The organism is Hahella sp. HNIBRBA332, from assembly GCF_030719035.1.
Classification (GTDB): Bacteria; Pseudomonadota; Gammaproteobacteria; order Pseudomonadales; family Oleiphilaceae; genus Hahella.
Window position 1 is genome coordinate 2511769 of the sequence record NZ_CP132203.1, and the last position, 26273, is coordinate 2538041.

A 26273-nucleotide genomic window follows, 5' to 3' on the forward strand; every position below is an offset into this window, starting at 1 on the left:
GCGCCTGTTCTATGTCATGGCGGCGGCGTAAACAGGTTTCAAAACAGTCATTTATATTTGTCCAAATGCTCACGACCTCATAATGAAAAGCTCCCCAACCTTCCCCGCTGCAACCAATTCTCCGGCGCATACTCGCAAGCCCCATCGACCACGTGAAATGTCAGGGCGATGCGGGATTTGTCGGAGCGATTGGGAGCGCTGTAGTGCGGTAGATGGCCGTGGAAGACCAGCAGGCTGCCGGCTTTGACGGGCATAGGGGTTCCGCTGGCGGTTGGCCAAGGCTGGTCACTCAGAGGTCGCATGCTTAGATCGCCCTGCTCGCACAAATAGCGTTCGCGCAAGGGGCCTTGATGGCCGCCAGGCTCCAGCCAGAGGCAGCCGTTTTGCAAGGTGGCGTCTTCCAGGGCGAACCAGTAAGTGATGACGCTGCTGGGTTCGGTATAGAAGAACGTGGCGTCCTGGTGCCAAGTGACTTCGCCGCCGATTCGCGGCTGCTTGAATATCACCATGGTCTGATACAGCGAGGGTTGTGACAGCCCGAGATCGCGGGCGATGTCGCCGAATTCAGGGCGTTGCGCGAAGCGTTTGAAGACTGGGTCCAGGTCATGTAATGCATGACCGATTTTATTGATGGACTGCGCCCGCGGCTGCAACAGCTCACCTTCAGGACTGAAGGCTTCCTCTTCGAAAAAGCAGCGAATCGTTTCCGCGGAACCGAGAAAATACGCGTTATTGATCTGGGCGCGATCAATGGTGGAGAAACGGGCGGCCTGTTCCAGATTATCTTCTTCGATGATCTCGTAGGCGCGTGCGATTAACGCCTCACGCTCCGGCTGCGTCACCAAATCCGGCAACATTAGATAACCATCCTTTGCATACTGGGCTTTTTGTTGTTCTGTCAGCATCTCGTAGGTCCTTGTCTGATATCCCGGCGCAGCCCAAACCTTTGGCCATTAAACGCAGTGCGGGAATAGAGGGAGATAATTTCAAACCAGTGTAACGGATGCGTTAAATTCCAGACAACTTTAAATTTATCAGCTGGTTATGCATGAAACTAAAAGCGGTTGTGAGGAGATGACGGACTGCGGAGGAAGGCGAACCAAGGCGTATCAAATTGAAAAACGCCGGCTAGACACCTGCGTCCAGGGAGCGAGGAATGCTCCCCGGACAGCAGTCTTGCCGGCGATCGATTTCTTATCTGAGTTTTAGCTGGAAATTTTTCATGTCCAGCTTTCCAACGGCTTTTTTCGGCTCACCGCCGTATATGCCGCCATACATGCCCTGAGCTTCTCTTTTAAAGTCCGATGCGATGCCTTTCAGGTCGTCGCGGCAGGCGAGCCAATGCACATGACAGACAGCGCCGTTGGGCCTGATGGAATTCAGGATATCTTTAAGGTGTACGTACCAGTGGGTGACGCGATCTTTAACGGCGCAGTTCAACTGATCACGCAAGTTAGCGCCGATATAATGTGGGGGAATCAGGGGATGCAGAGAGTCGTAGCCGACTTTCGATTTGATGCCGCCAGGATGCGCCAAGCGGTAATTGCGACAACGCTGAGGGCCTCTTTCATGGCTGAAGTCCTGATGAGCGACAGCCTGCCCGGCTCTGACCGCATTCTCCCAACTGCTGTCGAACTTTTTGGTGTGAGGACAGTAAAAATGGAGCACCACATTTCTCGGCATGTCGAAATAACCATCTTCTTCCAGCCAGCCGCCATGTCCAATCAAATAGACTTCCATATTGTTTTCCTTTTTCTTGCTGTTGATGTGTTTGATAAGAAGTATCAAAACAAGTAGCGAGCTTTCTAAAGGACTCCCCTTCATAGAGAATACAAATTGTTACGTTTTTATCTGGGGCAAGCTTATCGACAGGCGAAGACAGACAGGGCTTTGATGCGCCCTGGCTCCGTCGTTTATCGGAAAATAGAAAAAGCTGCGTACTTCTCCTTACCAGAATTCCTTGTTTTTCACATTTACTTAGCTTGCTAAGCATATTATCTTGTTTAGCATGCTAACTAAATTGAGCGTCACGCCATGAAGCAACCCTCCAATACCTTTAAAGACCTTTCCCTTGCGGAGCAGCTTGGCCGCGTCTCCCGTCTTTGGAAGATGACCGCAGACCGTGAGCTGTCCCCGCTGGGTCTGACCTACCCGCGCTGGACTGCGTTATTGAAGCTGCAGCGTCTGGGCGACAACATCAGCCAGAAGCAGTTGGCGGAGGCGCTGGAAATTGAGTTGGCGTCGCTGATGCGCACGTTAAAGCAGCTGGAGGATCAATCTCTCATCCAGCGACGTTGCTGCGCTCACGACAAACGGGCGCGCATTGTGAGCCTGACGGATGCAGGCAAAGCACTGATCACGCAAATGGAAGCCCACATACTCAAAGTGCGTCGCCGCTTGCTGAACCAGATAGATGAAGCCGATCAGAAAAAGCTCGGCGCCATGTTGGAGCAAATCGCCTTGAATGCCCTTGAGTTTCAGAATCCGTAGTCTCTTTATTGAAAGAAGTAGAGTTTATGACCCCCGATCAAAAATTCGCGCAGTGGATAAAGTACTCCTGCATCGCTTTCATTCTTGTTTTCGCCTACTTTCTTATTGCTGACATCGCTATGCCGCTGACGCCGCAGGCTATGGCGACGCGTATCGTCACCAAAGTGGCGCCCCGCATCAGCGGTCCTATCACAGCGGTTTATGTCGAGAACAATCAGCCAGTTCATAAAGGCGATATTCTCTTCGACATTGATCCCGAACCTTTCAAAATCGCCGTTGAACAGGCAGAGCTGAACCTGGAAAAGGTCAAACAGAACAATGCTCAATTGGATGCGTCCATCGCCGCTGCAAAAGCGGATGTAGATGCAGCCGCGGCGACGGTGAGTCAGAAAAACCGGGAAGCGCTGCGTCTGAAAACCTTGTTTCAACGCAATGTCGTGTCTCAGCAACAGCTTGATAAGGCGGAAAGCGACGCAACCACCGCCCAGGCGAAGTTAGCGTCGGTAAAGGCCCACCTGAAAGAACTGGAAGTCAGCCGGGGCGACCTGAGCGACGCCAATCTGACCATTCGCACCGCAGAGACCCAATTGAAGCAGGCGCAATTGAATCTCTCCTACACCCGGATCAAGGCGGAGGAAGACGGCGTCATCACCAACCTGCAACTTGAGGCGGGCGCTTATGCCGTCGCAGGCGCGCCTCTGGTGGCGCTGGTTTCCGAGAATCTGGATGTCATCGCCGACTTCCGCGAAAAAAGTCTGCGTAACTTTGACTTGAATAATGCAGCGCTGGTCGCCTTCGACGGCAAACCCGGACAAGTATTCCAGGCCCGCGTCAGCAGCCTTGACGCTGGCGTCAGCGCCGGCCAGTTCGATGCGGACGGCCGTCTGGCTACGCCCACGCAATCCAACCGCTGGGTGCGGGATGCACAACGTATGCGCCTGCACCTGCAACTGGACGCAGCCGACACGCAACATCTGCCGTCCGGCGCACGTGCTACGGTGCAACTGCTGCCGGAGGGGGCGATTTTCTCAACCTTCGCCAAGGCGCAAATTCGTTTTCTCAGTTTGTTGCACTACATCTATTAGACAGGCGCCCTTATGCGATTATGGGATCACCCACTTTCAGAGAATGACTTGCGCCAGAGCCTGCGCATCGCCACCGGCGCGGTGTTGGGTTTCACCATCAGCAAACTGTTTGGCTGGAACTACGGCGTCTTCTTCACCGTCACACCAGTATTGCTACTGGGTTTAGCGCCAGTCATGAACGCGCATTTGGCGCGCCAACTGTTGGCCTCATCGGTGATCTGCGGCTTGGAAGTCGCTCTGTTGGGAGGTCTATTCGGCGCACACCCCGGAATAATGACCCTTCTCGCTTTCGGGCTGTTTCTGTATAAGTTCGCCTGCATGTCGAAAGGCCCATTGTTTCTGTTCGGGGCCAACAGCGTGCTCAGTTTGAGCATTATGCTGCACTTCGCCAGCTATCCTGGCGTGGACCTGAATGATCTGGTCGTCAGCAACATCCTGGCGGGACTGCTGTCCGTACTGATCGCTTACTTGGCCACTTTTTTAATACCGGACGCCTCCCCTCGCCTGCCTCCACCTCAACCGGCGGAACCGAAAGGATCTCATCGCATGCGCCATGAAGCGCTGATGGGCGCGACCTTGGCGACCCTGTCATTTCTGGTGTTTCAGATATTCGATCTGAATGACTCCATGTCCGCTCAAGCCACCACCTTACTGCTGCTGTTTCCCATGCACTGGAACGGCGCGCTGGGCTACGCCCGCAAACGCGCCATGGGAACCCTGTTGGGCGTCGCCTTTGGCTTGCTGTGTCAGGTGATTCTGTATGATTGGACTGGCGTGTTGCTGCTGGTGATCCCACTACTGTGGATCGGGGCATTGTTCTTCAGCTATCTGCATGTCAAAGAATCCAGCGGCTCCGGGGCGGGATTCGGCGGGCTGACCACACTGGGCATCCTGTTCGGCCAATATCTATCCCCCACCAATGACCTGGTTTTCAGCGGGCTCTACCGTATCAGCAGTATTTTCTTCGCCATCGTAGTGACCTTACTCGTCACTTATCTGGTGCATCGCATATTGAACCAGTTTGCGGCGACGCGGTTTAGTCATTGAGTTGGTTATCTGTTCAGCCATGTCTAGTCCTGAAATAGGTGTCAACCTATTTCAGGACGGGTCACCATAACAAAAAAGGGAGCAACGAATGCTCCCTTTTTCTTAAGCCTGTTCGGCGGACGTCACTTACGACTTACACAAGCAACGTAGCTCCGAAAGTCGCTTAGCCGTCGATCAGCGCGTTCAGTGTGTCGCTTGGACGCATGGCTCTACTGACCAGTTTTGGATCTGCGTGGTAGTAACCACCCATTTCCACTGGAGTGCCTTCTTTGGCCAACAGTTCGCTGACGATTTTGTCTTCGTTCGCCGCCAGCTCTTTGGCCAACGGTGCGAACTGAGCCGCCAGTTCAGCGTCGTCGGTTTGCGCAGCAACGGCTTCCGCCCAGTACATCGCGAGATAGTAATGGCTACCGCGGTTGTCCAGCTCACCCACCTTACGAGAAGGCGATTTGTCGTTCATCAGCAGTTTTTCTGTCGCTTTGTCCAGCGTCTTGGCCAGAATCTCGGCTTTCTTGTTGCCGGTCTTGACCGCGATGTCTTCGAAAGAAACCGCCAGCGCCAGGAATTCACCCAGGGAGTCCCAACGCAGGTGATTCTCTTCCGCGAATTGCTGTACGTGCTTAGGCGCAGAACCGCCAGCGCCAGTCTCGAACAGGCCGCCGCCCGCCATCAATGGAACCACAGACAGCATTTTGGCGCTGGTGCCCAGTTCCAGAATGGGGAACAAGTCGGTCAGGTAGTCGCGCAGAACGTTGCCCGTTACGGAGATAGTGTCTTTACCACGACGCAGACGCTCCAGTGTGGTGCGCATAGCGACGTCATAGCCCATGATATGGATGTCCAGACCTTCAGTGTCGTGCTCTTTCAAGTACTCGACAACTTTGGCTTTCACGTTCATATCGTGGGGACGGTCTTCGTCCAGCCAGAAAATAGCCGGCATGCCGGACAGACGAGCGCGGGTTACGGCCAGTTTCACCCAGTCGCGAACAGGCAGGTCTTTGGTTTGACATGCGCGCCAGATATCGCCCTTCTCCACTTCGTGCTGCATCAGCACATTGCCCTGGTCGTCGACGATGCGCATCACGCCGTCTGCATCCAGTTCATAAGTTTTATCGTGAGAGCCGTATTCTTCCGCTTTCTGCGCCATCAGACCCACGTTAGGCACAGTGCCCATTGTGGTAGGATCGAAGGCGTCGTGGTGCTTACAGAAGTTGATGACTTCCTGATAGATCGTAGCGTAGTTGGAGTCAGGGATAACCGCTTTAGTGTCCTTCAGCTTGCCATCCGCGCCCCACATTTTACCGCCTTCGCGGATCATCGCAGGCATGGAGGCGTCAACGATAACGTCAGAAGGCACGTGCAGGTTGGAGATGCCCTTGTCAGAGTTCACCATCGCCAGTTCGGGACGGTGCTCAAAGCAGTTAAGGATGTCTTTTTCGATTTCCTCGCGCTTGGACATCGGCAGCTGTTGAATTTTCTCGTACACGTTGCCCATACCGTTGTTGGGTTCAACGCCGAGTTCTTTGAAGGTTTCCGCGTGCTTCTTGAAAACGTCCTTGAAGTAAACCTTGACCGCATGACCGAACACGATAGGGTGAGACACCTTCATCATGGTCGCTTTAACATGCAGAGACAGCAGGATGCCGACACGGCGTGCGCCTTCCATTTCCTGCTCCAGGAACTGGCACAGTTCTCTGACGCTCAGGCGCATGCTGTCCAGGATTTCGTCTTTCTGCAGCTTCAGTTCGCGCTTCAATTGAACCGCGCCGTCTTTGCCGACGAACTCAATTCTGGCGACCATGGGACGATCGATGATCACGGACTTCTCAGTCGCGTGGAAATCGCCTTCACGCATGTGCGCAACGTGAGTCCGGGAAGCCTGGCTCCATTTGCCCATTTTGTGGGGGTGCTTACGGGCGTATTGTTTAACCGCCGCAGGCGCGCGACGATCGGAGTTGCCTTCACGCAGAACCGGGTTTACCGCGCTGCCCAGCACTTTCGCGTAGGCCTGCTCGATTTTTTTCTCTTCTTCAGTCACCGCCTCTTCTGGATAGTTCGGCACGTTGAAGCCCTGCTGCTGCAGTTCTTTGATCGTCGCTTTCAACTGCGGAATGGAGGCGCTGATGTTTGGCAGCTTGATGACGTTGGCGTCGGCTTGTTTTACCAACTCACCCAACTCCGCCAGCGCGTCAGGCACTTTCTGTTCTTCAGAGAGACATTCAGGGAAATTAGCGAGAACTCGCGCCGCCAAAGAAATATCGCTGGTTTCTACGTCTACGCCCGCAGCTGAGGCGAATTTCTTAATGATCGGCAATAAAGAATAGGTTGCTAGTAGAGGCGCTTCGTCAGTAAGTGTATAGACGATTTTGGTATTACTAGGCATTAAGTCCCCCTAGGTTTGTGGCAAGGTCACCCAGTGTGGAAAAACGAACAGCTTTTGGCCGCCGCTTTTTTATACACAAAAGGCAGTGTAAATTTTTGGCGCCGCATTATACCTGAAAACCACACTTATTTTATATAAGTTGTATTAAAGGCGAGAACAACTTACCGCTGTTCACGACGACGCCAAAGGTCAAAAAACTCTTCATCTACAGGGAGGGTTTGAACGATAAGAGTAGGCTATGCAGCGCAACTCTGTTTAGGCCGGTTAGCTATAAGAGTATTCCGCCCATAGGTCGACACGTAATACAAACGCGCAACTTGCAAAATGGATAAAACAAACAAGCCTACCGTCATAGATAAAAACAGATCGAACACGATCCCCTCACCTTGGACGTTACCCCACACCAATACCATGGGAATACAAATCACGAAATAAGATATAAGTAGTGATACGAATGAGAAAAATGTGTCTTTGAATGCCGTCAGAACAATCCCGGCGGATGCTTGCACCCCGTCGAACAAACAGGCCAGCAGCATAAGAGGAACGATCTCAAGCGCCAATTCCGCGACACGACTATCAGGTGTATAAAAATAGACCAACTTGTCGCTAATTAAATAAACAACGGCGATTAAAGACGACATCACAACGACGCCGTTAAACAGAAAAGCAATAAACCAGCGCCGCGGTTCCGCTTGCACGTCTATGACTGCCCCTACGCGGGACATTTGCGCTTGCCCGTAGGCGATGGCGAAAATGAACGCTATAGAAGCGATACTGTTGAGAATACCGAAGGCCGCGGCGGAATCTGCTCCAGAATAGGCCGCGATCATCGCGAGAACCGACATGGCTGCAAACTTGGCTATCACCGAGGCGGAAATCGGCGCGCCGATTAGGATGATGCGCCTCAGCATTTTCCTCTCCACCCGCAACGCGTCTTTTCCCGCCTGAAAGTTAAACAATCCAGCGCCGCACAAGCGATAGCCAAACGCCAGTGCAAAGACATACCCGATAACCGTTCCTATCGCCGCTCCCTGCTCCCCCATCGGCGCAAATCCCAGCCAGCCGTATACCAGCACCACCGTGCTCAGGGCGTTCACCGCAAAAGATAAAGCGCTTATTTTTAACAGAGGCTTGGTGTTCTTGGTCACCACAAACAAATTGGTCACCAGCATGCTGAGTGAAAGGGGAACCAGTCCCAAGGCCAGAACATCCAGATAGCGACTGGCGGCGAAGGCAATGTCCGCAGGCAGATTTAAAAACGTCAACGCCACCCCGTGCAATTGCAGCAGCAGACATCCCACTACCCCGGAAAACAACGCCAGTTGCGCGCCACTGCGTATCACCCGATGCTTACCCGCAGCATCTTCAGATTGAAAATACAGCGGGACCATTCCCCTGATTAAACCGTTGATCGCCGTCGCAAAGATAATAAAGACGCTGTTGCCGACGACAGCGGCGGAAAGTGAAACCGTTGAAAATCGCCCCAAAACGATCATATCCGTCAGCCCCGCTATCATGCTGAGACTGAGAGAAATCAATATTGGGTAGGCGATGGTGAGAGAAGCGATAAGTTCTTTAAAGCAGTACTCAACTTCCGCTTTGACGACGGCCATTTTCATAAATAACGTCCTGTTTCCACAATCTCCGACACATAGATCAGAGCCGCATTTCCTTGGCTTGTTTACTTGTAACGCGATGGATATCAACGGCTGCGTAGAGTACCACAACATCGTTGCATGGAGGGCGGCGATTTATAGCGTAAGACAGGGAATTAAAGCAGTTATTCGCCTATATCTGGCGGCGGGAAGTCGACGCCAATAACAACGCTATGCAAATCGATGGACAGGTCTTTCTTTAAAACAGAAAATGCAACTTCAAAACCGCTATTGGGCGCAGTGGAAATAAGTGTGACGGAAAAACTGTCAGGCAGTTCTGCAATGGTGATTTTATATTCGCCTGATAACTCATTCAGCGGTCTGGAGAAGTCACCGTAACTTCCCCAATCGCCATGGCGCATTAGCGCCTGTTCAACGGAAGCGATGGCGCTTTTTCTATCTTTTGTGCGCCCGGTATATTCAATACTGTCTGTCATCAATAAATTCCGGTCGCCAACTCATCACCCAAGCTACAAATTTGAGGGGCCCCGATACAACATTTACAGTCATATCAGGACCACAATACAGCAAACTCAGTCTACTCGCCTACGACAGTGACCGTCGCAAAAGTCGACCGCCCCACTCCATCGCTCAGCTCCACTGAAAACTGGTCCTGCCCCGGGAAGTCTGGATCAGCGATATATATGAAATCAGCGCCCTGCAGCATCACGTTTCCATACTGTGGCGGCGTGGCCACCGCGTAGGCGATTGCGTCGGTTTCCGGGTCGTATCCCGCCAGCGTCCCATTGAGCGTTCCAGATGACGGATAAACAAATGCCTGTTCCCACGAGACCGGCGGCTGATTTTCGTGTGCGCCAATATCCGAAGCGGGTCCGCCTGGACGCGGATAGTCGGCGTAATCCGATGATGCGATCAGAGGCGGCGTCGCGTTGTCCACGATGGCGGAATTAGTCGCCGCCACACGATAATCGTCCTGAGCGGCGTTCACGAACTGCGCTTGCATCGGATCAGCGTAGAACTGGTTGCCTTCCACCAGAATGCTGGCATTGCCAATATCGCGGATGGGACTGATCAGATCCTGAATATCCGCCAGCAAGTTGTTGGCGATATGCGCGCTGTCCAGGTCACTGTAATAACTAATACCGTACTCACGCGCTCCGACGATGGTGTTGTTAAAGAGGTTGGCGCTGTGGCCTGCGGAGATCAATATGCCGTGCCCTTTGCCGTTATTGGCGCGACCAGAGTCGATAATCAGATTATTGAAAACGTCGAAATGGGAGTCGCTGGTCTCCCCATACTCTTTGATATAGACGCCGGCGCGATCCGATCCTTTTATCAGGTTGTTGTAGATGCTCACCTGATGTACGTCATAGCCATAGATCCCATGCATGTCGTTGGGTCCGCCGTCATGAGACCAACCCGTGTTGATCACTTCATTATGGTGGATGCGATTATTGGGGCCACGCAGGCCGCGTATCTGAATGCCTTCATAGCCAATGTCGCGCAGCCGGTTGTAGGCGACCGTCAGGTCGTGAGTGGTGGAGTAGGCGCCGCCGCCCTGGTCCGCAGCCTTACCCAAATAAAAAGCCTCCTCGGAGATATCGTGAATATTATTGTGGTGAATGTGGATGCCGTCAGTGGGCGGCGCGGCGCCCAGGGGATATTTGCTGCCAAAGCTGATCGCCATGACGGTATGATCAATCTCCAGATAGGCCAGCTCAATGTGCTGCGTATAAGCCTCGCCCATGCGGATGCCCTTGGTGGCCCCGCCATGAATATGAATGCCTGTATCCAGATCATCATCGCCCACGCCCATGATCTGCACATATTTGCAGGCGTCCAGCTCAATGGTGTGGCCCCCCTTGCCCAGTTCAACCGCGCCCTTATTGATGATCACGATGGGGCGCTCAGGCGTTCCCTGCAGTCCCCATATGCGCAGCGTTTTGCTGCGGGTTCCCGATGAGATTTCGATACGATCTCCGGGCTGAATAAAGGGGAAGTTAATCGGCTTGCCGGCGCCATACACCGCGTCCTCCGCATAGGGGCCGTACATATGCGAGACGCCGTTGTAGCCGTTGCTGGGAGAAAAAACATAGCGGTTGATCTGTCCATCTTCCGTGGAAATCGTCACCCGCGCCTGCGCCCTCTCCCCTTGTTGATCCAAGATGTAGAACTCAAACACATCGACGCCGACAAAATCCGTCTGCGGGGTATACCGCCATCTGGCGCCGTCCGCCGACTGTCCCGGCAGAGGACTGAGCACGCCGTGAGAGGGCGCCGCAGCAATACCAAACCTAACCCCATCCTGACTGGCGCTCAGACTATCCAGACTGATATCCAGAGACGTATTTATTGCTGTGACATAGCTGATATTTGAGGCTTGGGGAGCGGCCTGCAGCGACGTACTGGCCAGTACCCATAGCAATGGCCATAGAAGGGTTGAAATCAAAGCGCGTGAGTAATTCGACATGAGCATTATTCCTCCTGAAATATTTAGGTGTCCTGTACGTTAAAGCGGCGATTACTCCCAAGGCTTCGTTTTTGGTTTTATTCGAGAGTCTAACGACGGACGTTCGCCAGATGCAGACAATTATAGATGCATTCCGGACGTCGCTTAGGTAGACGTTGATGATGTTTTTTTACATTCTGTGAAGTATTTGGAACAGTCTTGTCGGCAGTGCGCAAAACGAACCAAAATAGATTATTTGCCTCCCACAGGTTACTGTCCGTTCACAGAACGTTAAGGCGGAGATTGAAGTATTAACATGAAAGAAAATGACAAAGCGCTTCAGCGCCAGGTGGCGAATTGCCTCGCCGTCACCGACAATCCTTTCTCCCAGTCCGCCAGATCATCCCAGGAGGAAACCATAAAGGCGATGACAGCGCTGCTGCAGCACACCGACAGCGACCGTGTTTTGGCGGCGTTAAACGCAGAAAAAGAGCGCCTGGAGTTACTCCTTGAGCATAAGCCAGGGAGCATGACTGCCGCGGAGATCGCAATGCAGGACAAGGAGCGGCTTTGGAATTGCCGCGCCGCCATTGCATGGATCGAAAAGCGCATCACCTAAAGAAGCAGATTTTCCAGCTTAACGAAAAACGCCCGCCCAAAATCGGGCAGGCGTTTAATCCGCGTTTGCAAGCAAATGGCTCGCTGGTTACGCCAAGTCGAAGCGATCCAGGTCCATGACTTTGCTCCAGGCGGCGACAAAGTCTTTCAGGAAGCGCTCCTGCGCATCGGAGCTGGCGTACACTTCAGCCAAGGCTCTGAGCTGGGAATTGGAGCCGAAAACCAGATCCACTCGCGTACCGCTCCATTTCACTTCTCCCGTTACTCGGTCACGCCCTTCAAACACATCCTCCTCTTTGGAGGTCGCTTTCCACACTGTGCCCATATCAAGCAGGTTGACGAAGAAGTCGTTGGTCAGCGATTCCGGACGTTGGGTAAAGACGCCGTGTTTGCTCTGTCCGACATTGGTGTTGAGAACGCGCATGCCGCCAATCAGCGCCATCATTTCCGGCGCGGTGAGCGTCAACAGTTGCGCCCTGTCCACCAGTAACTCTTCCGCCGACACGGCGTATTTGCCCTTCGTGTAGTTACGGAATCCATCTGCAATTGGCTCCAGCACATCAAACGCTTCAATGTCGGTTTGATCTTGCGATGCATCCATACGCCCCGGCGTGAATGGGACCTTGATACTATGTCCAGCGTTCTGCGCGGCTTTCTCAACACCGGCGCACCCCGCCAGCACAATCATATCCGCCAGTGAGACTTTCTTGCCGCCGGACTGCGCGCTGTTGAACTCACCCTGGATGCCTTCGAGGGTCTTCAACACGTGCGCCAACTGGTCAGGCTGATTGACCTCCCACGCCTTCTGCGGAGCCAGCCGAATACGCGCGCCATTGGCGCCGCCGCGCATGTCAGAGCCGCGATAGGTGGAGGCGGACGCCCAGGCGGTGGACACCAGTTGCCCCACGGATAGACCTGATGCAAGAATTTTACCCTTCAATGCGCTGACATCCTGGTCGTTGATCAAAGGGTGATCTACAGCAGGAATCGGGTCTTGCCAGATTAACTCTTCTGTGGGCACTTCTGGTCCGAGGTAACGCACGCGTGGCCCCATATCCCGATGGGTCAGCTTAAACCAGGCGCGAGCGAAGGCGTCCGCGAATTGGTCCGGATTCTCATAAAACCGTCTGGAGATCTTCTCGTACGCGGGATCAAATCTCAGGGAAAGATCCGTGGTCAACATAGTCGGAACGTGACGCTTCGAGGGGTCATGGGCGTCGGGAATTTTGTCCGCGCCAGCGCCGCCTTTGGGAACCCATTGATGAGCGCCGGCGGGGCTCTTGGTCAGCTCCCATTCATAGCCAAACAGGTTTTCGAAGAAGTTGTTGCTCCATTGGGTCGGCGTTTCCGTCCAGGTCACTTCCAGGCCACTGGTGATAGCGTCGCCGGCTTTACCGGAACCGTAGCTGCTTCTCCACCCCAGGCCCTGCTCTTCCAGGCCCGCCGCTTCCGGTTCCGGCCCCACATTCGCCGCATCGCCGGCGCCGTGGGTTTTACCGAAAGTATGTCCGCCGGCGATCAGCGCCACGGTTTCTTCATCATCCATCGCCATGCGTACGAAGGTTTCGCGAATGTCTTTGGCCGCAGCGATGGGGTCAGGGTTGCCGTTAGGGCCTTCCGGGTTCACGTAGATCAGGCCCATCTGCACTGCAGCCAGTGGATTCTCAAGGTCTCTATCGCCGGAATAACGTTTATCGTCCAGCCAGGTTTTCTCGGCGCCCCAGTAAATATCCTGCTCCGGTTCCCAGATATCCGCACGTCCGCCGCCAAAACCAAAGGTTTTAAAGCCCATCGACTCCAGCGCCACGTTACCGGCGAGAATCATCAGGTCAGCCCAGGAAATCTTCTGTCCATATTTCTGTTTGATCGGCCACAGCAAACGTCTCGCTTTGTCCAGATTTACGTTATCCGGCCAGCTATTCAGGGGGGCGAAGCGTTGATTGCCGGTACCGCCGCCGCCACGACCGTCGCCGGTGCGGTAGGTGCCGGCGCTGTGCCACGCCATACGGATAAACAAAGGACCATAATGACCAAAGTCCGCCGGCCACCAATCTTGAGAGTCAGTCATCAATGCAGTCAGATCCTGCTTTACCGCCGCCAGATCCAGGCTTTTAAAAGCTTCCGCGTAGTTGAATTCCTCACCCAGTGGATTGGATAAAGAGGAGCGTTGGTGGAGGATTTCGAGCCGCAACTGGTTGGGCCACCAATCCCGGTTCGATGTTCCCTCCGCTGGCGCGTGATGAAAGGGACATTTGCTATCAGACATTGCGTTCTCTCCATTTGTATTCAAGCTAGTAACAGGTTTCGTCCAGTGATTCAGTTATAGTACGTGCGCAGTTGCATTGACCAATTTAGGTTCTTGATCATAACGATAGCTATTATCAGTCACAGGATAGCAGAGTCAGCGTTTTAGGCTGCTTGAGGCGCGTGTGAGCGTATCCACCCTGCCTGGATGAATACGCTGTCAGCGGCGATAGGGATTTGTGCTGGGCTGTTACTCGCCTTTATGGCAACGGCAGACAGAAAGTGATCGCCAGTTCCGAATGCTTGTCTACGTGACGGGTGAACATAGGCAGACCAGGATTTTTAGCCGCACGATACGCATCGATGATTTGTTGCTTGGTCCATACATAAGTGGGGTTGTCAGTCAGAATTTTATGAGCGGGCCGCACATTCCCGTCGGGAAATACCCACAGCCAGGACAAACGCCGCCCCTCAACGGTTCGACGTCCTTTATCCACGCAAAAGTGAGCGCACCCGCGAGACTTGGGAATATTGCAGTAGGTGCCGAATTTTGCGCGGTTATCGATAAATTTGATCAAGTCGTCAAGGTTGATGAGGTCCATGCTGGCCTCATAACCCAAGGTCTGGTGAACATCGCCCAAAGCTACGAAACCGCCGCCCAGTGAGCAGTCCCGTTGGTGCGTGGCGCGAATATCTGTGGAAGAAGCGATTCTGGTGCAGGGATAGGTGACATCGCACAGGCCGCTATGCACCGCGCCTTGCTTCTCATTCTTGCATGTCATGTCGAGTAATCCTCCGTGGCGCAACATACTGTCGGAAGTAACCCCGCCATGATCATGCGCAGTAAACTTCCTGATTAACTCACACTCATCAATGGATAAGCTGCGCTTCCATTTACGCACGGTCGGGACAATCGATAACCCAGACCTGCGGCTGGAGCGCGCAGCCCCCAAAATATATAGTTCGATTAGTGAGAACGCGCAAACCTCCCAGCCCCCACATATACACGCCGTCACCGCCGCCTCATAATCGCCAAACACCGCGCCCGAAGCTGCTGGCCGACCAACAGTCGCAACCAAAGACACTAGGTGACCCACTCAACAATCAATACAATAAATCCACAGAAGCAACAGAAAGAAACAATTGCGAAAGCTACAAGGGGAGCACGAACATTACTCAGACTTCGTCGGCTCCCCTGATGACGAGGCGGATATCATCATCGCCTCGATTTGATGGGGTTAGGCTGGAATAAAACCTCTCGGAAACACTCAATCAGGATTCGTTATCGCCTAACGCCTTTCAAACACTCCTCTCAACAATATGCGTCTCTTTGCCATCCAGACTGACCTCGTTCTTCTGCTTCCAGTAGTCTTTGATGCCTTCGTCGCCTTTCTTGGCGGCCCAGTTTTTCAGCAGTTCACGGTCTTCGACGTAGTCGTAGAAGGGAACCGCCATGCCGCAGGAGGATTGCACCAAGTCGACATTCAGGTCGAAGATTTGTCTGGCGCCGGGAATGGGATCAAAGTGGGCGAACAGTTCTTCCCACTCAGCATCATTTCTATGGATCACTTTGGCCTCGCCGTAGAGGCGTAGTATCAAAGGATTTCCTTCGAATGCGGCGAACATGACGGTCATTCTGGGACATTCCTGAATATGCGCCGAGGTCTCGTTGCCGCTGCCCGTGACGTTCAGCCAGATCACGCGATTGGGGCTAAGCACCCGCAGAGAGTCCATGCCTTTGGGAGAGATGTTTACCCTGCCCTCACGGGCGGCCGTGCCCACGAAAAATAGCTTTTGTTCCTGAATAAACTGAGTCAACTTGTCTGAAATTTCTGAAAACTGCTGCCCCATTCTGCCTGTTCCTTTTTTGTCCTGATAAACAAAAGCTGGAAGCAAGCCTGCAGGCTGCTCCCAGTTTTTCATCACACTATACTTGAAGTTCGCATGGATGCTTACTTGAAAGTCAAAAGCAACTCGTCCAGTCGCTCCAATGTGGATGTCAGTCCTTCTTTCATACCCATCTGGATCACCGTTTCCAGGTCTTTCAGGGAGTTATAGGCGATGACGGTGTGAACCAGCGAGCGCTCGGCTTTATCTTCAAACGTTACATCCCACTTGGAGCGCGGCATGGCGGGGTTAACTTCGCCGGTGGCGTCGCTGAAGCCATCCAGCGCGGTGTAGTTTTCAATAGGAAGAATGGTTTGATAGTCCAACCTACCCCAATATTCGGTCCCCTCTGGATCGATCATGGCGTAGTGCCAGCATCCGCCTTCGCGAAAATCCATGGTTTTGGTTTTCGTGGTGAACGGCTTGGGCGCAAACCACTGATCAAGCAGTTCGCTTTTGGTGTAACAATCCCAGACCAGTTGACGCTTCGCTTGAAACTCTCTTTTGACGGTAATGGTGTTGTTTTCCTTATCTACGAGGAAGTCGAACTGAAGATTCGCGTTCATGGCTCTTTATCTCCTGATTTGAGGGTGTTTAACAGCGCGTCGAGCTGACTGAACCGGTCCTCCCACAGCTTACGGAACTGCTCCAGCCAAACGTCAATTTCCTGCATTTTTTCCAGCTTGAGTTGGTAAAAGATTTCCCGCCCCTGCTTCTGCTGCGTCACCAGACCGCACTCATTCAGGATTTGAATGTGCTTGGAGGTCGCCTGGCGGGTCATTTCGAAATGATCGGCGATGGCGTTGGGCGTCATACCCTGCGCGGCGATCAACACCATAATGGCTCTACGTGTCGGATCGGCGATCGCCTGAAAAATATCTCGTTTCATGATATCGCAACATTTATGCAACTATTCGGTTGCAAGTATATGCGCAACTTTTTGGTTGCGCAACGCGCATGATGAAAATTTATGCCGTTTCACGGAGAAAGACTGGTCGATGGGCGGCGCCCCACTGGGTTGCCGCCCATCTGTTTTTTATACGAAGGGTATTCTCTTCCTGACGGAAAGCGCCATGCCCATATGGTCAGTGAACGCCACGGCGGAGTTAGCGGAAGACGCCGCCTGGGAGATATAGTCGAACTTTTTGAAATCTATCGAGCGTGTATTGTAAACCGCGACATCGTAGACATCCTTACCGTTGCTGTTCGTGCCGTGAAAGAGGTTGTCGTGAGTGTCGGCGGTGGTGAACTCCTGTAATCCGCCTGCATTGGTAAACGGGACTCCCAGAGCCTCGGAGATTGCCGTGGAGGTAAAGTCCTTGCTGCTTTGGTTCGTGTCGCCCATCACTACATCCAACCACCCTTTTCCTTTTGACATGAAAGCCTGGTTGATGTCCCTATAAAATTGCTGGACGCGTCCTTTGTCCTTGGCGATAGAGTTGGGAACATGCACAAACGCAATGTTGATCCAGTCCTTCTTAACCGCTATCCAACCATCCCCCGACCCGATTATTTCGGCTTTGAGCTTTGCGCAGTCATAGACGCTAAAACTATTGCAGGCTTTTCCCGTTGAAACGGCGTGTTGCAGGTCTCCAAAGTGGTCCTTCAGGAAATTCCAGTCGGAATGGTTGCCGTCGATTTCTCCAAATACCCCCAGATCTATAGGAGCCCCGATGGACCTGATCACATCCTGATGGATTTCACGCGCCTTGCCCTGCACCAGTGATTGAAACTGCACCACCGTCAGAGAGCCTTTGTTCATAGCCCCTGCCGGCTCCATAAACAAACGCATGGGCGGACCGAAAACAGGAATTGTCGGCGACGCGCCATTAGCAGTGGGCGCGGCCAGCTTCGCCACTTTCTTGGGCGGACCGGAAGCATCTCCGTCGTCTGGCGCCGGTCTTTTGCGGGCGGTCAAGATTTCTCCAGAAGCCATTTTGTCATGCGTGCTGCGCGCGTGCGACTGCGACAGGGCGGCGATGGCGTCTCTGGTCTTACTTGAGTTTGAGTTAAATGATTGGTAATAAAACACTGTCATTCGCGATTATCCTTAACACTATAAACAGCTTGATTTGAAGAAGTAGTTTTTACTGATGAAGCTGGATTCTATGCGAATATCGTCCTGTTCTTATATCCGCCAAAAGCGCTAGAACAGATTATAAAACCGCCGCCCCAGGATTCCTCCTGAAAATTCTATTGCCGGCTTTCTCTTGATCATTGGGGGCGATCAGCCAAGCGGAATATAATGGGCAGCTCATCACAACAGCGACGCTTTGATCCTAAGAGCATTCCCTCAAGCCAGTTCAAGGCGTCGCGGCTTACCTATTACTTACCTCATGAATTCCCCCGACTACTGGCCTATCTCGCCATCGCCGTCAGCACGGTTTTGGCGGCCGGGCGCTGTCTCATACGCCCAACATACGCATTAAGGCTTGAGCCCGGCGCTATCAATTCGGCGGCGTGCGGCAGGTTGGAGAGATAGTCCAGCATGGGTGTGGCCAGTGCGTCGGCGATAGTGTATTGCTCGCCGCAAATAAACACCGCGTCGCCCAATTGAGCCTCCAATATCTGCAACATCTTGATGACGTTAGGCTGCGCCTCAGACACTTTATTCCAACGCACTTCGCCGTTTTCGCCTTTAGGAAAAGCCAGCTCCAGCAGATATTCCCGTACGATCGCCTGATCCACATAAAGGGATATCGCCGCCGACCATTGATCCACCAACGCCCGTTGATACACGTCTTCCGGTTGCAGTGTGGGACCATCGAACTGCGCGTCCAGATAGCGACAAATGGAAGCGGTCTCGTACAGCTTACGGTCGCCGTGAATCAGCACCGGCACTTTACCGAAGGGGTTGAGTTTGAGGTGTTGTGCGCCTTTGTGCTCCACCTCCTCGCCATTGATGCTGAAGCCATGGCTATAGGAAACGCCTTTTTCCTCACAGCACAGCATGACTGTACGGACAAAGGTGCTGAACTGGGGCCCCAAAATATGTACTTGTGCGCTCATTATCGAATTTCCTGTCTTTGTTAGTGTCCGACAACATGCTAGCCTTCAGCACAATATGATCAAGAACATATTTTTCGATTGATTTACGCTGTGATTTCCTACTGAACATACCCTGGAGCGAGTGCGACATGCCCTGGAGCCCCGAACACAAGCAACAAACCCGAGAACGCATCCTGGACAGCGCTGCGCGACTCTTCGCGCTCAATGGCTTTGACAAAGTGGGCATCAATGACGTCATGGCCGACGCCGGCCTGACCCGCGGGGCCTTCTACGCTCACTTCTCATCCAAGACCCAACTATACGCAGAAGCCATTGTCACCTCCGCCCTGCAGGGCCGGGCGATGCTGCACCCTGATGAGAATCAGCCGCCACAGTTGGAGGCATTGATCAATGGCTATCTGAGTCTGGAACATCGCCAGGGAGACCAGGTCCGCTGCCCGCTGGCCTTCCTCACCACCGACATCGCGCAACGAGAAGAACAAGTACGCGACACCTACACCCGAGTATTCAAAGGCTTCGTCAACGCACTACGGCAACACCTGGATACAGAAGACACCGCCTCGGAACAACAAGCCCTGCGCACAGCCGTCGTCATGATCGGCGGCATGGCCATCGCCCGGGCGATTAATGATGAAGAACTGGCGGGATCGTTATTGGAAGTGTGTCGGGAAGCGGCGTTGGTGGAGAGCACATCGTAAAATCACCATGCTACAACCCTGCCCCTGCAAGGGGATTTTGTCTGAGAATATTGCAAAAAAGAAATGGAGATGGTGAGAAATAAAGTGTGAAGCCAACATTCATATTGAAAGCGCAGTGACACACGCGCCAGCATGCCTGACTTTGACTTTCTTGCTGCTTAAAAAAACGTCAACTAATCTTCCCTGTACGCATTTCCTTAAATGCAGACCATTCCGGCTGTTTAGTACTCTCGATTTAGTACTCTCGATACCAACCCGCTGGCTGACGTCCTGTCGGCGCAACGGGGCTGTACAAGGATCAAACAAGGAGACGCCTCAATGACTCCGTTTATCGGACAAATAAGCATGATGGGATTTGGCTTTCCGCCTGAAGACTGGGCGAAGTGCGACGGCCAGATCCAACAAATCACTCAGAACCAGGCATTGTATTCTCTCATTGGTATTCGCTTCGGCGGCAACGGCACATCAACGTATGCGTTACCGGATCTTCGTGGACGAACGCCGGTTCACCTCGGCGCGTCTTATTCCCCCCAGGTAGGCGTCGCCGGCGGTTTGGAACAGGTCACTATCACGGAGTCCACTATGGGGGCTCACACCCATCCCGTTTACGCCTCATCGTCTCCCGCAGATAAAGGCGGCCCGAAAAACGACCGCATACTGGCTGAAACGCCAGATATTTACTGCTCTCCAGCCAATCTGACCACAATGAACTCGCAAGCGATTGGCTTAAACGGCGGAAGCAACGGCAGCGTAACGCCTCACGCAAACATGCAGCCATCACTGACAATTAACTTCTGTATCGCGTTATCCGGCGCATACCCTCAACGCAACTAGTTACAGCAAAGGAGATGCATCATGTCAGATTCTTTTCTTGGTGAAATCAGAATATTTGCGGGAGCTTATGTTCCGCCGAACTGGAGCTTTTGTAACGGACAAGTCCTTACCATTGCGCAGCAGTCCGCCCTGTACAGCTTGTTAGGAACTGCCTACGGCGGGGACGGAACGGTAAATTTTGCGCTACCGGACATGCGCGGGCGCGCGCCCATTCACACAGGAACCGGGCCGGGCCTGACCGCTCGATCATTGGGTAGCGCCACAGGTACGGAAACGGTGACGCTAACCATGGCGAATATCCCCCCTCACACGCACGCCCTGCAGGCGTCCAACAACGCAGTGACGACGAATGTCAGTCCATCGGACCAAGTGACAGGGGTCACTGACGTCAGTTTTTATACAACAACGACAAACCCGGCAAGCATTACGACCCTATCGCCGCAAGCGATCGGAAACAACAGCGGTGATGGAGCCCACTCCAACATGATGCCCTATCTCGCACTGGCTTTTATTATTTCCATGTCCGGGACATACCCGACCCGCAACTAACTATAGGAGCAAGGAGCCATGTCTGAACCGTTTTACGGCGAAATCCGCATGTTCACATATCAATTCGCACCTGCCGGCTGGGCGTACTGTAACGGACAAATATATCCGATTAACCAAAACCCGGCTTTATTTGCCGTCATTGGCACTCTCTACGGAGGAAACGGCAGTACTAACTTCGGACTTCCAAACTTGGAGGGGCGCACCCCAATCGCTTGGGGAACAGGTACCGGACTGAGTGGATACCAACCTGGACAAAGCGGCGGTAGCTCTACAATCCAGCTGACACCCAGCCAAATTCCCTCTCATAATCATACGCTAAGCGCAGTTACAAGCGCAGGAACCACGCCTGAGCCCGGAAACCAGTTATTTGCATATCAGGGAGGCGACGCCCAACCTGACTATAAGCAACCTCCTCTGGGTACGCTGGTCACCATGTCGGACCAAATGCTTGCAATCACAGGCGCATCGGCAGGACATGAAAATAAACAACCTTTTCTGTCCATACCATTTTGCATTGCATTAGAAGGAGTGTATCCACCGCGTAATTAGCTAATATTAAGTCGTATAAAAGGGCGTTCTGCGCCCTTTCCCCTATCGCCCACAGAACAAAGCCATAGATTTGGGGACAACAAGGAGCATGAGCTTTGTTTAAACATAACTAACGTGATTTACCTGTTCACTCCACGCAACAGTGAATTGACGATTCCCCGGTTTTTCCTCTCTTTTGTGCAATTTAAACTCCCTCCCCTGATTTGAATTCATACCGATTAACCGAGAATGCAGGCGGAGGATTTATGACCAATCTCGATATCATCAAAAGCACTTACGAAGGCGCGAATTCGGAGGAAAATGGCCGTAATTTGTTGAAGCATCTGGCGGCGGATGTCAGGTGGACGGAGGCTGCCGGGTTTCCCTATGCCGGCACGTACATCGGCGCCGAAGCGATTGTCGAGAATGTATTTAAACGTCTGGCGGCGGATTGGGATAACTATCAATTCAGCGTGGAAGGCTATGTCGCACAGGATGACAAAGTCGCGGCTTATGGCAGTTATTCGGGAACCCATAAACAGAGCGGTAAACACTTTACCGCCCGGGTCATGCATTTGTGGATGTTGCAGCAGGGAAAAATCGTCCGTTTTGAGCAGTTCGTCGACAGTCTTCCTGTTGTGGAGGCGACACGCTGACGAGCCATACGTCTGATCGAAATCTCTATATTTGTTAATAAGTTAGCTATAGCAACTAAAACCGGTTTGAGCTACTCTACTTCCGGTTTTTCCCACGCGCCGCCCAACGCCATTGTCGCCCCGCATTCATCAGCGAACTATTCCTGGCGTTATTCCAAGGCGCGTCTCTTTCCGCCATTTACAGGAGGTTTTATGGCCAGCATCAGCGTGCAAAACTTAACTTATCGCTTCGATAACGGCGACACCCTGTTTTCCGATCTGACGTTTACACTGGACGATAAAATCACCGGGCTGGTAGGTCGCAACGGAGCGGGCAAGTCGATTCTGGCGGCGTTGCTGACAGGGGAAAGAACGCCTTATTCCGGTTCGGTCACCACTTTCTGTCGAGTGGGCTGGCTGCGACAGATTGGCGCGGAGGAAAAGCTGGTCCAGTATGAAACTGTCAGCGATTTTTTGGGCGTTCACGATAAGCTGGAAGCTCTCTCCCGAGTCGCTGAAGGCGGATGTGATCCTCATGACTTTGAGCTGATCGGCGACAACTGGCTGCTGCGGGAAGAGCTGGAGCAACAATTATTAGCGTTAGGGCTGCCTGTAGACCCCTTTTTACCCTGTCAGGCTCTGAGTGGCGGGCAGCTAACCCGGCTCGCACTGCATCAACTTTTCCAATCCGATTACGGCTATCTCATTCTCGACGAACCAGGCAACCACCTGGACGAACAGGGCAAACACTGGCTGATCGAACAAATGCGGCGCTTCCCTGGCGGGGTTCTGATCATCAGTCATGATCGCGATATACTGCGTTGCGTGGACGACATTCTGGAGCTGAATAGCCTCGGCGTGCGTCACTACGGCGGCGCCTATGACGTTTACGCCGAACAGCGCGCCAATGAGCTGGCCAGCCAGGAACGACGCATCGACCATGCAAAGACGCAGATCAAGCAGATGCGCCAAACTATGCAAAAGAATCGGGAAAAGGCGCAACAACGGGCCGGCCAGGGCAAGCAGGTCGCGCGATCGGGCAGTCAGGCGAAGGTTCTGCTGAACAGCAAAAAGCAGGACGCGGAACGCGCCGGCGGCGCCCGGGAAAGCAACCAGAATCGCCAAATGGCGCAGGTGCAGGACCAGCTCAGCAAGCTGAACAAGCAGCATGAAATGCTCAAACAGCAGAGCCTGTCCCTGGGCAAAACAGAGAAACGCGTCTCCCGCATTCTGGATATCACCGAAGTGCGCCTGCCCTATATCCAACAGGAAAACGGCATCACATTCTCTGTCGATTTCGGAGAAAAAATCCGCTTGTCCGGCGCCAACGGCAGCGGCAAATCCACCTTGCTGAAAGCCATCGCCGGACGCCTGTCGCCCCTTCAAGGAGATATTCAGGTCCGCGCTGGTTTGTGCTATCTGGATCAGCACTTCACCTTACTGGATACCGCCAAATCCGCACAGGAAAACCTGGCGCTTTTCTGCCCTCATCTGACGGAAACGGACCGGCGCACGCTATTGGCGGGGATTGGGCTAAGACGAGAGCGAGCGGATCAGGCGGTGGCCACCTTGAGCGGCGGTGAAAAAATGAAAGTCGCCATGCTGGCTATCAGTCATCAACCGGGCGATACCTTGTTGTTGTTGGATGAACCCGACAACCACCTGGACCTGGACTCTCGACTGATGCTGGCTCAGGCCCTGCGGGATTTTACCGGCAGCTTGTTAGTGGTCAGTCATGATCAGGATTTCATCGCCGATATAGGCGTGAGCGCCGAGATAAGCTTGGACAGCTGAGCGAAACTTGCAAATTGGACGCGGTTTGAGGTCATGATTCAGGGCGTCACGCTCAAATGTGATCGCCCTGGATTATTATCGCGAGAAGCGTCTATCCAGTTACTCAGGAACCGGCACGCTGCTGTTAAAAATGTCCCGATGCAGCTTCCATTTCCCGGCTTCCTTTTTCCAGATAACGACATATTTGCCTTGGTCGAGGACTTGTCCCCCCTCGCCTTCAAGCGCAAATTTGCCGACTTCAGACGCAGCGTCGCCATACCCCTCTACTTCGAGGGTTTCCAGTTTCATTTCCTTAACGCCCATGTCCATGAAGGCTTGAAATGCGCCCTGAATCGCTGGCAGTCCTTCCAAGAAGTCGGAGTGCGGAGGCATCAGTTGCGCGTCATGTGTATAGCAGGCGGCGATACCGGCGGCGTCGCCTCGGCTGAATGTGCTCATGAATACCTTTTCCGCCGCCAGAATATCGGCCTGGACTTCTGTTGAACCGTTCATACCAACCTCCCGCTTCATCAGTTAGGGTTTGTTTTTGCGCTCAGTCTATCGATTAAAAAGTAGACGCAAGCAGACCTTGAGGCAAATACCCAATAACGCGCTGTTTGAGTTGCATAGTTATAAGCACGCGTCTTTAATTCTATCGAAGCATCCCTTCTTCGATGAGTGACAAGCTCGCCACCACCATTGTTCATTAATGGTCGCCGCGTTGCTTTTTTAGAGTCTGCTGTAAACGATCACCGTGCGGTCAAGATAGGCTTCATCCGTCACCACATTCACCGTGCGCACCAGTTTATCGTCCACGCGATAAATCTGATCGCTGATGGTGGTGTCGCCATCGTCGTAGCGGAGAATGACTGAATATCGATTGGTTGGAGCCGCCCACGAGGGAATGTCGTCCGCCTGCAGAAACACGCCGGACTTGTGTGATTTCACCACGCCGCTGAACGGAACCACCTGCGGCGTCAAAACGCCGTCTGTGTCGAACCATTTAACCTGGGGCTCGCCCTCTTTTTCTTCCGTAAAGAAACCGCTTTCATCTATGGTTAAAGTCAACCCGCTCGCCGGAACGACTCTATCAACCAACTCTTCGCCAGAGCCGCGCAGCCCTGATTTGATTCTGTCGTCATGCTCGCCGCCCGGCTCCTGTGCAATGTCGCTACTGACGGAAATGCTTCCGTCCAGCAACCATGTGCCGACAAGGGATTCTATGCTCATAGGGATACTCTTATAGGTAATATTCTATCTTGTTTCCTGCGCCTGATTTTTATTGGCGTCGCCGCCAATCCTACCTAATTTGCAAAGGGATTTGTTTTAAGAATTTCTAACGTTTTCGACAAGTTACACATTGACGCTTAACGCTGACATTCATATTAATTTTAACAGCCTCAGGAACTTGATTGTCTGGAAGTGATAGAATCCCTTAAATCCTACTGGAACGTAGCGATATGGATCGGGAAATGATGAAAGAACTCGCAGACCAAGGCGCCAATAAACGCATTCGCAATCAGGCGAAACAGTATTCCGCATCAACGAAGCGCTGGTTATAAATCAGAAACTGCTTTCCTAGCCAAAGCCTGTCAGGGTCTCGCACAACCATGAAAATCACCTTATACGATTCTGTCGGAACCGCCATCATTATCGGTTGTAAATCCGGGGTGATTTACAGCAATCAAACCGGCGGGACCGCCTGCTTGCAGTCCGAATACGAAGGCGTATTGATCCCGATTGCGAACACAATTGGTATACCGGACTTGAATCTTGTCAGCCCTGAAAATGAACTGGAAAATTACTTCACCGGCCACCCTTGGTTCGGCGTAGGAGCGACACTCGGCCTCTCCGAAGAGGACGCCCGGGCGATAGATGCGATCTTGAAAGAGTATGCGCTTGATGACCAAATCAGCGTCGACCGAAGTATGCTTCGTCAATCCCATGAAGCATGGATACATATCAATATTGTCGAAGTGGAAGGCCGCTCACTTTTCAACGGCTTCGGCCCTTATCCCAGGAAAGGCGTGCTGACCTGGCAGAACAGCGATTGACGCCCCGTTTGCATTAAACCTACCGAAGGGCCTCCCAGCAAGATTATCCGACTCAGCCCCCTCACCACTCCGTTCGCCCTGAGCCTGTCGAAGGGCTTTCCAGAGCGCCTCCAACCCAGTCGGCTCAAGTGGACGTTATTTCCCATTGGGTCAGTTTTGCTCAAGGTCACTGCGAGACGCCGCCCTTCGACAAGCTCAGGGCGAACGGTTCCTTGGTAGTTGTTATTATCCAGACAGCCAGATCGCTGCCGCCTTTCCGACAAAGGAAAGGACACGTAAGCAAACCACAAACGCCCCCCCTTTCGTCCGGAGCCCGTCGAAGGCCATCCTGAAGACTACTCGACTAGGCGCCCCCGTTCCTGAGCCTGTCGAAG

The 26273-nt window shown here is 53.0% G+C and carries 26 protein-coding genes; 11 read left to right on the top strand and 15 right to left on the bottom strand.

The features are described from left to right. Positions 1-77 precede the first annotated feature (77 nt). Both O5O45_RS11425 and O5O45_RS11430 read right to left on the bottom strand, forming a co-directional pair. Positions 78-905 carry a phytanoyl-CoA dioxygenase family protein gene (locus tag O5O45_RS11425; protein ID WP_305905351.1) on the bottom strand — a complete coding sequence of 276 codons (828 nt, stop codon included), beginning with the start codon at positions 903-905 and terminating at the stop codon, positions 78-80. Between the two features lie 289 nt (positions 906-1194). Continuing rightward, the gene (locus O5O45_RS11430) at positions 1195-1740 is read right to left on the bottom strand and encodes a putative adhesin (protein ID WP_305905352.1); all 546 of its coding nucleotides are present in this window, start codon (positions 1738-1740) and stop codon (positions 1195-1197) included. A 294-nt stretch (positions 1741-2034) separates the two neighbouring features. Here O5O45_RS11430 and O5O45_RS11435 point away from each other — a divergent pair, with 294 nt between their 5' ends. From O5O45_RS11435 to O5O45_RS11445, 3 genes are read left to right on the top strand one after another with little or no spacing between them, the layout of a single operon-like run. Continuing rightward, positions 2035-2490 carry a MarR family transcriptional regulator gene (locus O5O45_RS11435; protein WP_305905353.1) on the top strand — a complete coding sequence of 152 codons (456 nt, stop codon included), beginning with the start codon at positions 2035-2037 and terminating at the stop codon, positions 2488-2490. Between the two features lie 26 nt (positions 2491-2516). Beyond that, entirely contained in the window at positions 2517-3575 is a 1059-nt protein-coding gene (locus O5O45_RS11440) for an HlyD family secretion protein (RefSeq protein WP_305905354.1), read from the top strand. A gap of 12 nt (positions 3576-3587) precedes the next feature. Next, the gene (locus tag O5O45_RS11445) at positions 3588-4622 is read left to right on the top strand and encodes a DUF2955 domain-containing protein (RefSeq protein ID WP_305905355.1); all 1035 of its coding nucleotides are present in this window, start codon (positions 3588-3590) and stop codon (positions 4620-4622) included. Between the two features lie 163 nt (positions 4623-4785). Here O5O45_RS11445 and O5O45_RS11450 read toward each other — a convergent pair whose 3' ends face one another. The 4 genes from O5O45_RS11450 to O5O45_RS11465 form a co-directional block, all read right to left on the bottom strand. After that, positions 4786-7005, bottom strand: a complete 2220-nt coding sequence (locus O5O45_RS11450) for an NADP-dependent isocitrate dehydrogenase (RefSeq protein WP_305905356.1) — start codon at positions 7003-7005, stop codon at positions 4786-4788. Positions 7006-7241: 236 nt separating this feature from the next. Beyond that, positions 7242-8624, bottom strand: coding sequence for an MATE family efflux transporter (locus tag O5O45_RS11455; protein WP_305905357.1), 1383 nt, complete (start codon positions 8622-8624; stop codon positions 7242-7244). Between the two features lie 161 nt (positions 8625-8785). After that, complete coding sequence (locus O5O45_RS11460) at positions 8786-9097, bottom strand: hypothetical protein (protein WP_305905358.1); 312 nt, start codon at positions 9095-9097, stop codon at positions 8786-8788. Positions 9098-9198: 101 nt separating this feature from the next. Then, positions 9199-11091 (bottom strand): Ig-like domain-containing protein, encoded by a 1893-nt coding sequence (locus tag O5O45_RS11465; RefSeq protein ID WP_305905359.1) that lies wholly within the window; start codon positions 11089-11091, stop codon positions 9199-9201. Positions 11092-11386: 295 nt separating this feature from the next. Here O5O45_RS11465 and O5O45_RS11470 point away from each other — a divergent pair, with 295 nt between their 5' ends. Beyond that, entirely contained in the window at positions 11387-11689 is a 303-nt protein-coding gene (locus O5O45_RS11470; RefSeq protein ID WP_305905360.1) for a hypothetical protein, read from the top strand. Between the two features lie 87 nt (positions 11690-11776). Here O5O45_RS11470 and katG read toward each other — a convergent pair whose 3' ends face one another. The 7 genes from katG to O5O45_RS11505 form a co-directional block, all read right to left on the bottom strand. Next, entirely contained in the window at positions 11777-13954 is a 2178-nt protein-coding gene (katG, locus tag O5O45_RS11475) for a catalase/peroxidase HPI (protein ID WP_305905361.1), read from the bottom strand. Between the two features lie 238 nt (positions 13955-14192). Then, positions 14193-14714, bottom strand: coding sequence for a hypothetical protein (locus O5O45_RS11480; protein WP_305905362.1), 522 nt, complete (start codon positions 14712-14714; stop codon positions 14193-14195). A 517-nt stretch (positions 14715-15231) separates the two neighbouring features. After that, the gene (locus O5O45_RS11485; RefSeq protein WP_305905363.1) at positions 15232-15783 is read right to left on the bottom strand and encodes a pyridoxamine 5'-phosphate oxidase family protein; all 552 of its coding nucleotides are present in this window, start codon (positions 15781-15783) and stop codon (positions 15232-15234) included. A 101-nt stretch (positions 15784-15884) separates the two neighbouring features. Continuing rightward, positions 15885-16385 (bottom strand): SRPBCC family protein, encoded by a 501-nt coding sequence (locus O5O45_RS11490; protein WP_305905364.1) that lies wholly within the window; start codon positions 16383-16385, stop codon positions 15885-15887. Then, the gene (locus O5O45_RS11495; RefSeq protein ID WP_305905365.1) at positions 16382-16708 is read right to left on the bottom strand and encodes an ArsR/SmtB family transcription factor; all 327 of its coding nucleotides are present in this window, start codon (positions 16706-16708) and stop codon (positions 16382-16384) included. Before O5O45_RS11495 ends, O5O45_RS11490 begins: the two co-directional genes overlap by 4 nt. A gap of 147 nt (positions 16709-16855) precedes the next feature. After that, positions 16856-17857 (bottom strand): hypothetical protein, encoded by a 1002-nt coding sequence (locus O5O45_RS11500; protein ID WP_305905366.1) that lies wholly within the window; start codon positions 17855-17857, stop codon positions 16856-16858. 320 nt (positions 17858-18177) lie between these two features. Beyond that, entirely contained in the window at positions 18178-18828 is a 651-nt protein-coding gene (locus O5O45_RS11505; RefSeq protein WP_305905367.1) for a glutathione S-transferase family protein, read from the bottom strand. 128 nt (positions 18829-18956) lie between these two features. Between O5O45_RS11505 and O5O45_RS11510 the strand changes: the two genes are divergently transcribed. The 6 genes from O5O45_RS11510 (at position 18957) to O5O45_RS11535 (ending at position 23866) form a co-directional block, all read left to right on the top strand. Then, positions 18957-19526 carry a TetR/AcrR family transcriptional regulator gene (locus tag O5O45_RS11510; RefSeq protein ID WP_305905368.1) on the top strand — a complete coding sequence of 190 codons (570 nt, stop codon included), beginning with the start codon at positions 18957-18959 and terminating at the stop codon, positions 19524-19526. A gap of 318 nt (positions 19527-19844) precedes the next feature. Continuing rightward, on the top strand, positions 19845-20360 hold the full coding sequence (locus O5O45_RS11515; RefSeq protein WP_305905369.1) for a phage tail protein: 516 nt from the start codon (positions 19845-19847) through the stop codon (positions 20358-20360). 21 nt (positions 20361-20381) lie between these two features. Beyond that, the gene (locus O5O45_RS11520; protein WP_305905370.1) at positions 20382-20909 is read left to right on the top strand and encodes a phage tail protein; all 528 of its coding nucleotides are present in this window, start codon (positions 20382-20384) and stop codon (positions 20907-20909) included. Between the two features lie 18 nt (positions 20910-20927). After that, on the top strand, positions 20928-21458 hold the full coding sequence (locus O5O45_RS11525) for a phage tail protein (RefSeq protein ID WP_305905371.1): 531 nt from the start codon (positions 20928-20930) through the stop codon (positions 21456-21458). A 245-nt stretch (positions 21459-21703) separates the two neighbouring features. Next, positions 21704-22093: a nuclear transport factor 2 family protein gene (locus tag O5O45_RS11530; RefSeq protein ID WP_305905372.1), complete on the top strand. Its 390-nt coding sequence runs from the start codon at positions 21704-21706 to the stop codon at positions 22091-22093. Positions 22094-22285: 192 nt separating this feature from the next. Beyond that, entirely contained in the window at positions 22286-23866 is a 1581-nt protein-coding gene (locus O5O45_RS11535) for an ABC-F family ATP-binding cassette domain-containing protein (protein ID WP_305905373.1), read from the top strand. 99 nt (positions 23867-23965) lie between these two features. Here O5O45_RS11535 and O5O45_RS11540 read toward each other — a convergent pair whose 3' ends face one another. Both O5O45_RS11540 and O5O45_RS11545 read right to left on the bottom strand, forming a co-directional pair. Further along, complete coding sequence (locus O5O45_RS11540; RefSeq protein ID WP_305905374.1) at positions 23966-24358, bottom strand: YybH family protein; 393 nt, start codon at positions 24356-24358, stop codon at positions 23966-23968. Positions 24359-24574: 216 nt separating this feature from the next. After that, complete coding sequence (locus tag O5O45_RS11545; RefSeq protein ID WP_305905375.1) at positions 24575-25075, bottom strand: hypothetical protein; 501 nt, start codon at positions 25073-25075, stop codon at positions 24575-24577. Positions 25076-25455: 380 nt separating this feature from the next. Here O5O45_RS11545 and O5O45_RS11550 point away from each other — a divergent pair, with 380 nt between their 5' ends. Beyond that, positions 25456-25899 (top strand): DUF6210 family protein, encoded by a 444-nt coding sequence (locus O5O45_RS11550; protein WP_305905376.1) that lies wholly within the window; start codon positions 25456-25458, stop codon positions 25897-25899. Positions 25900-26273 lie beyond the last annotated feature (374 nt).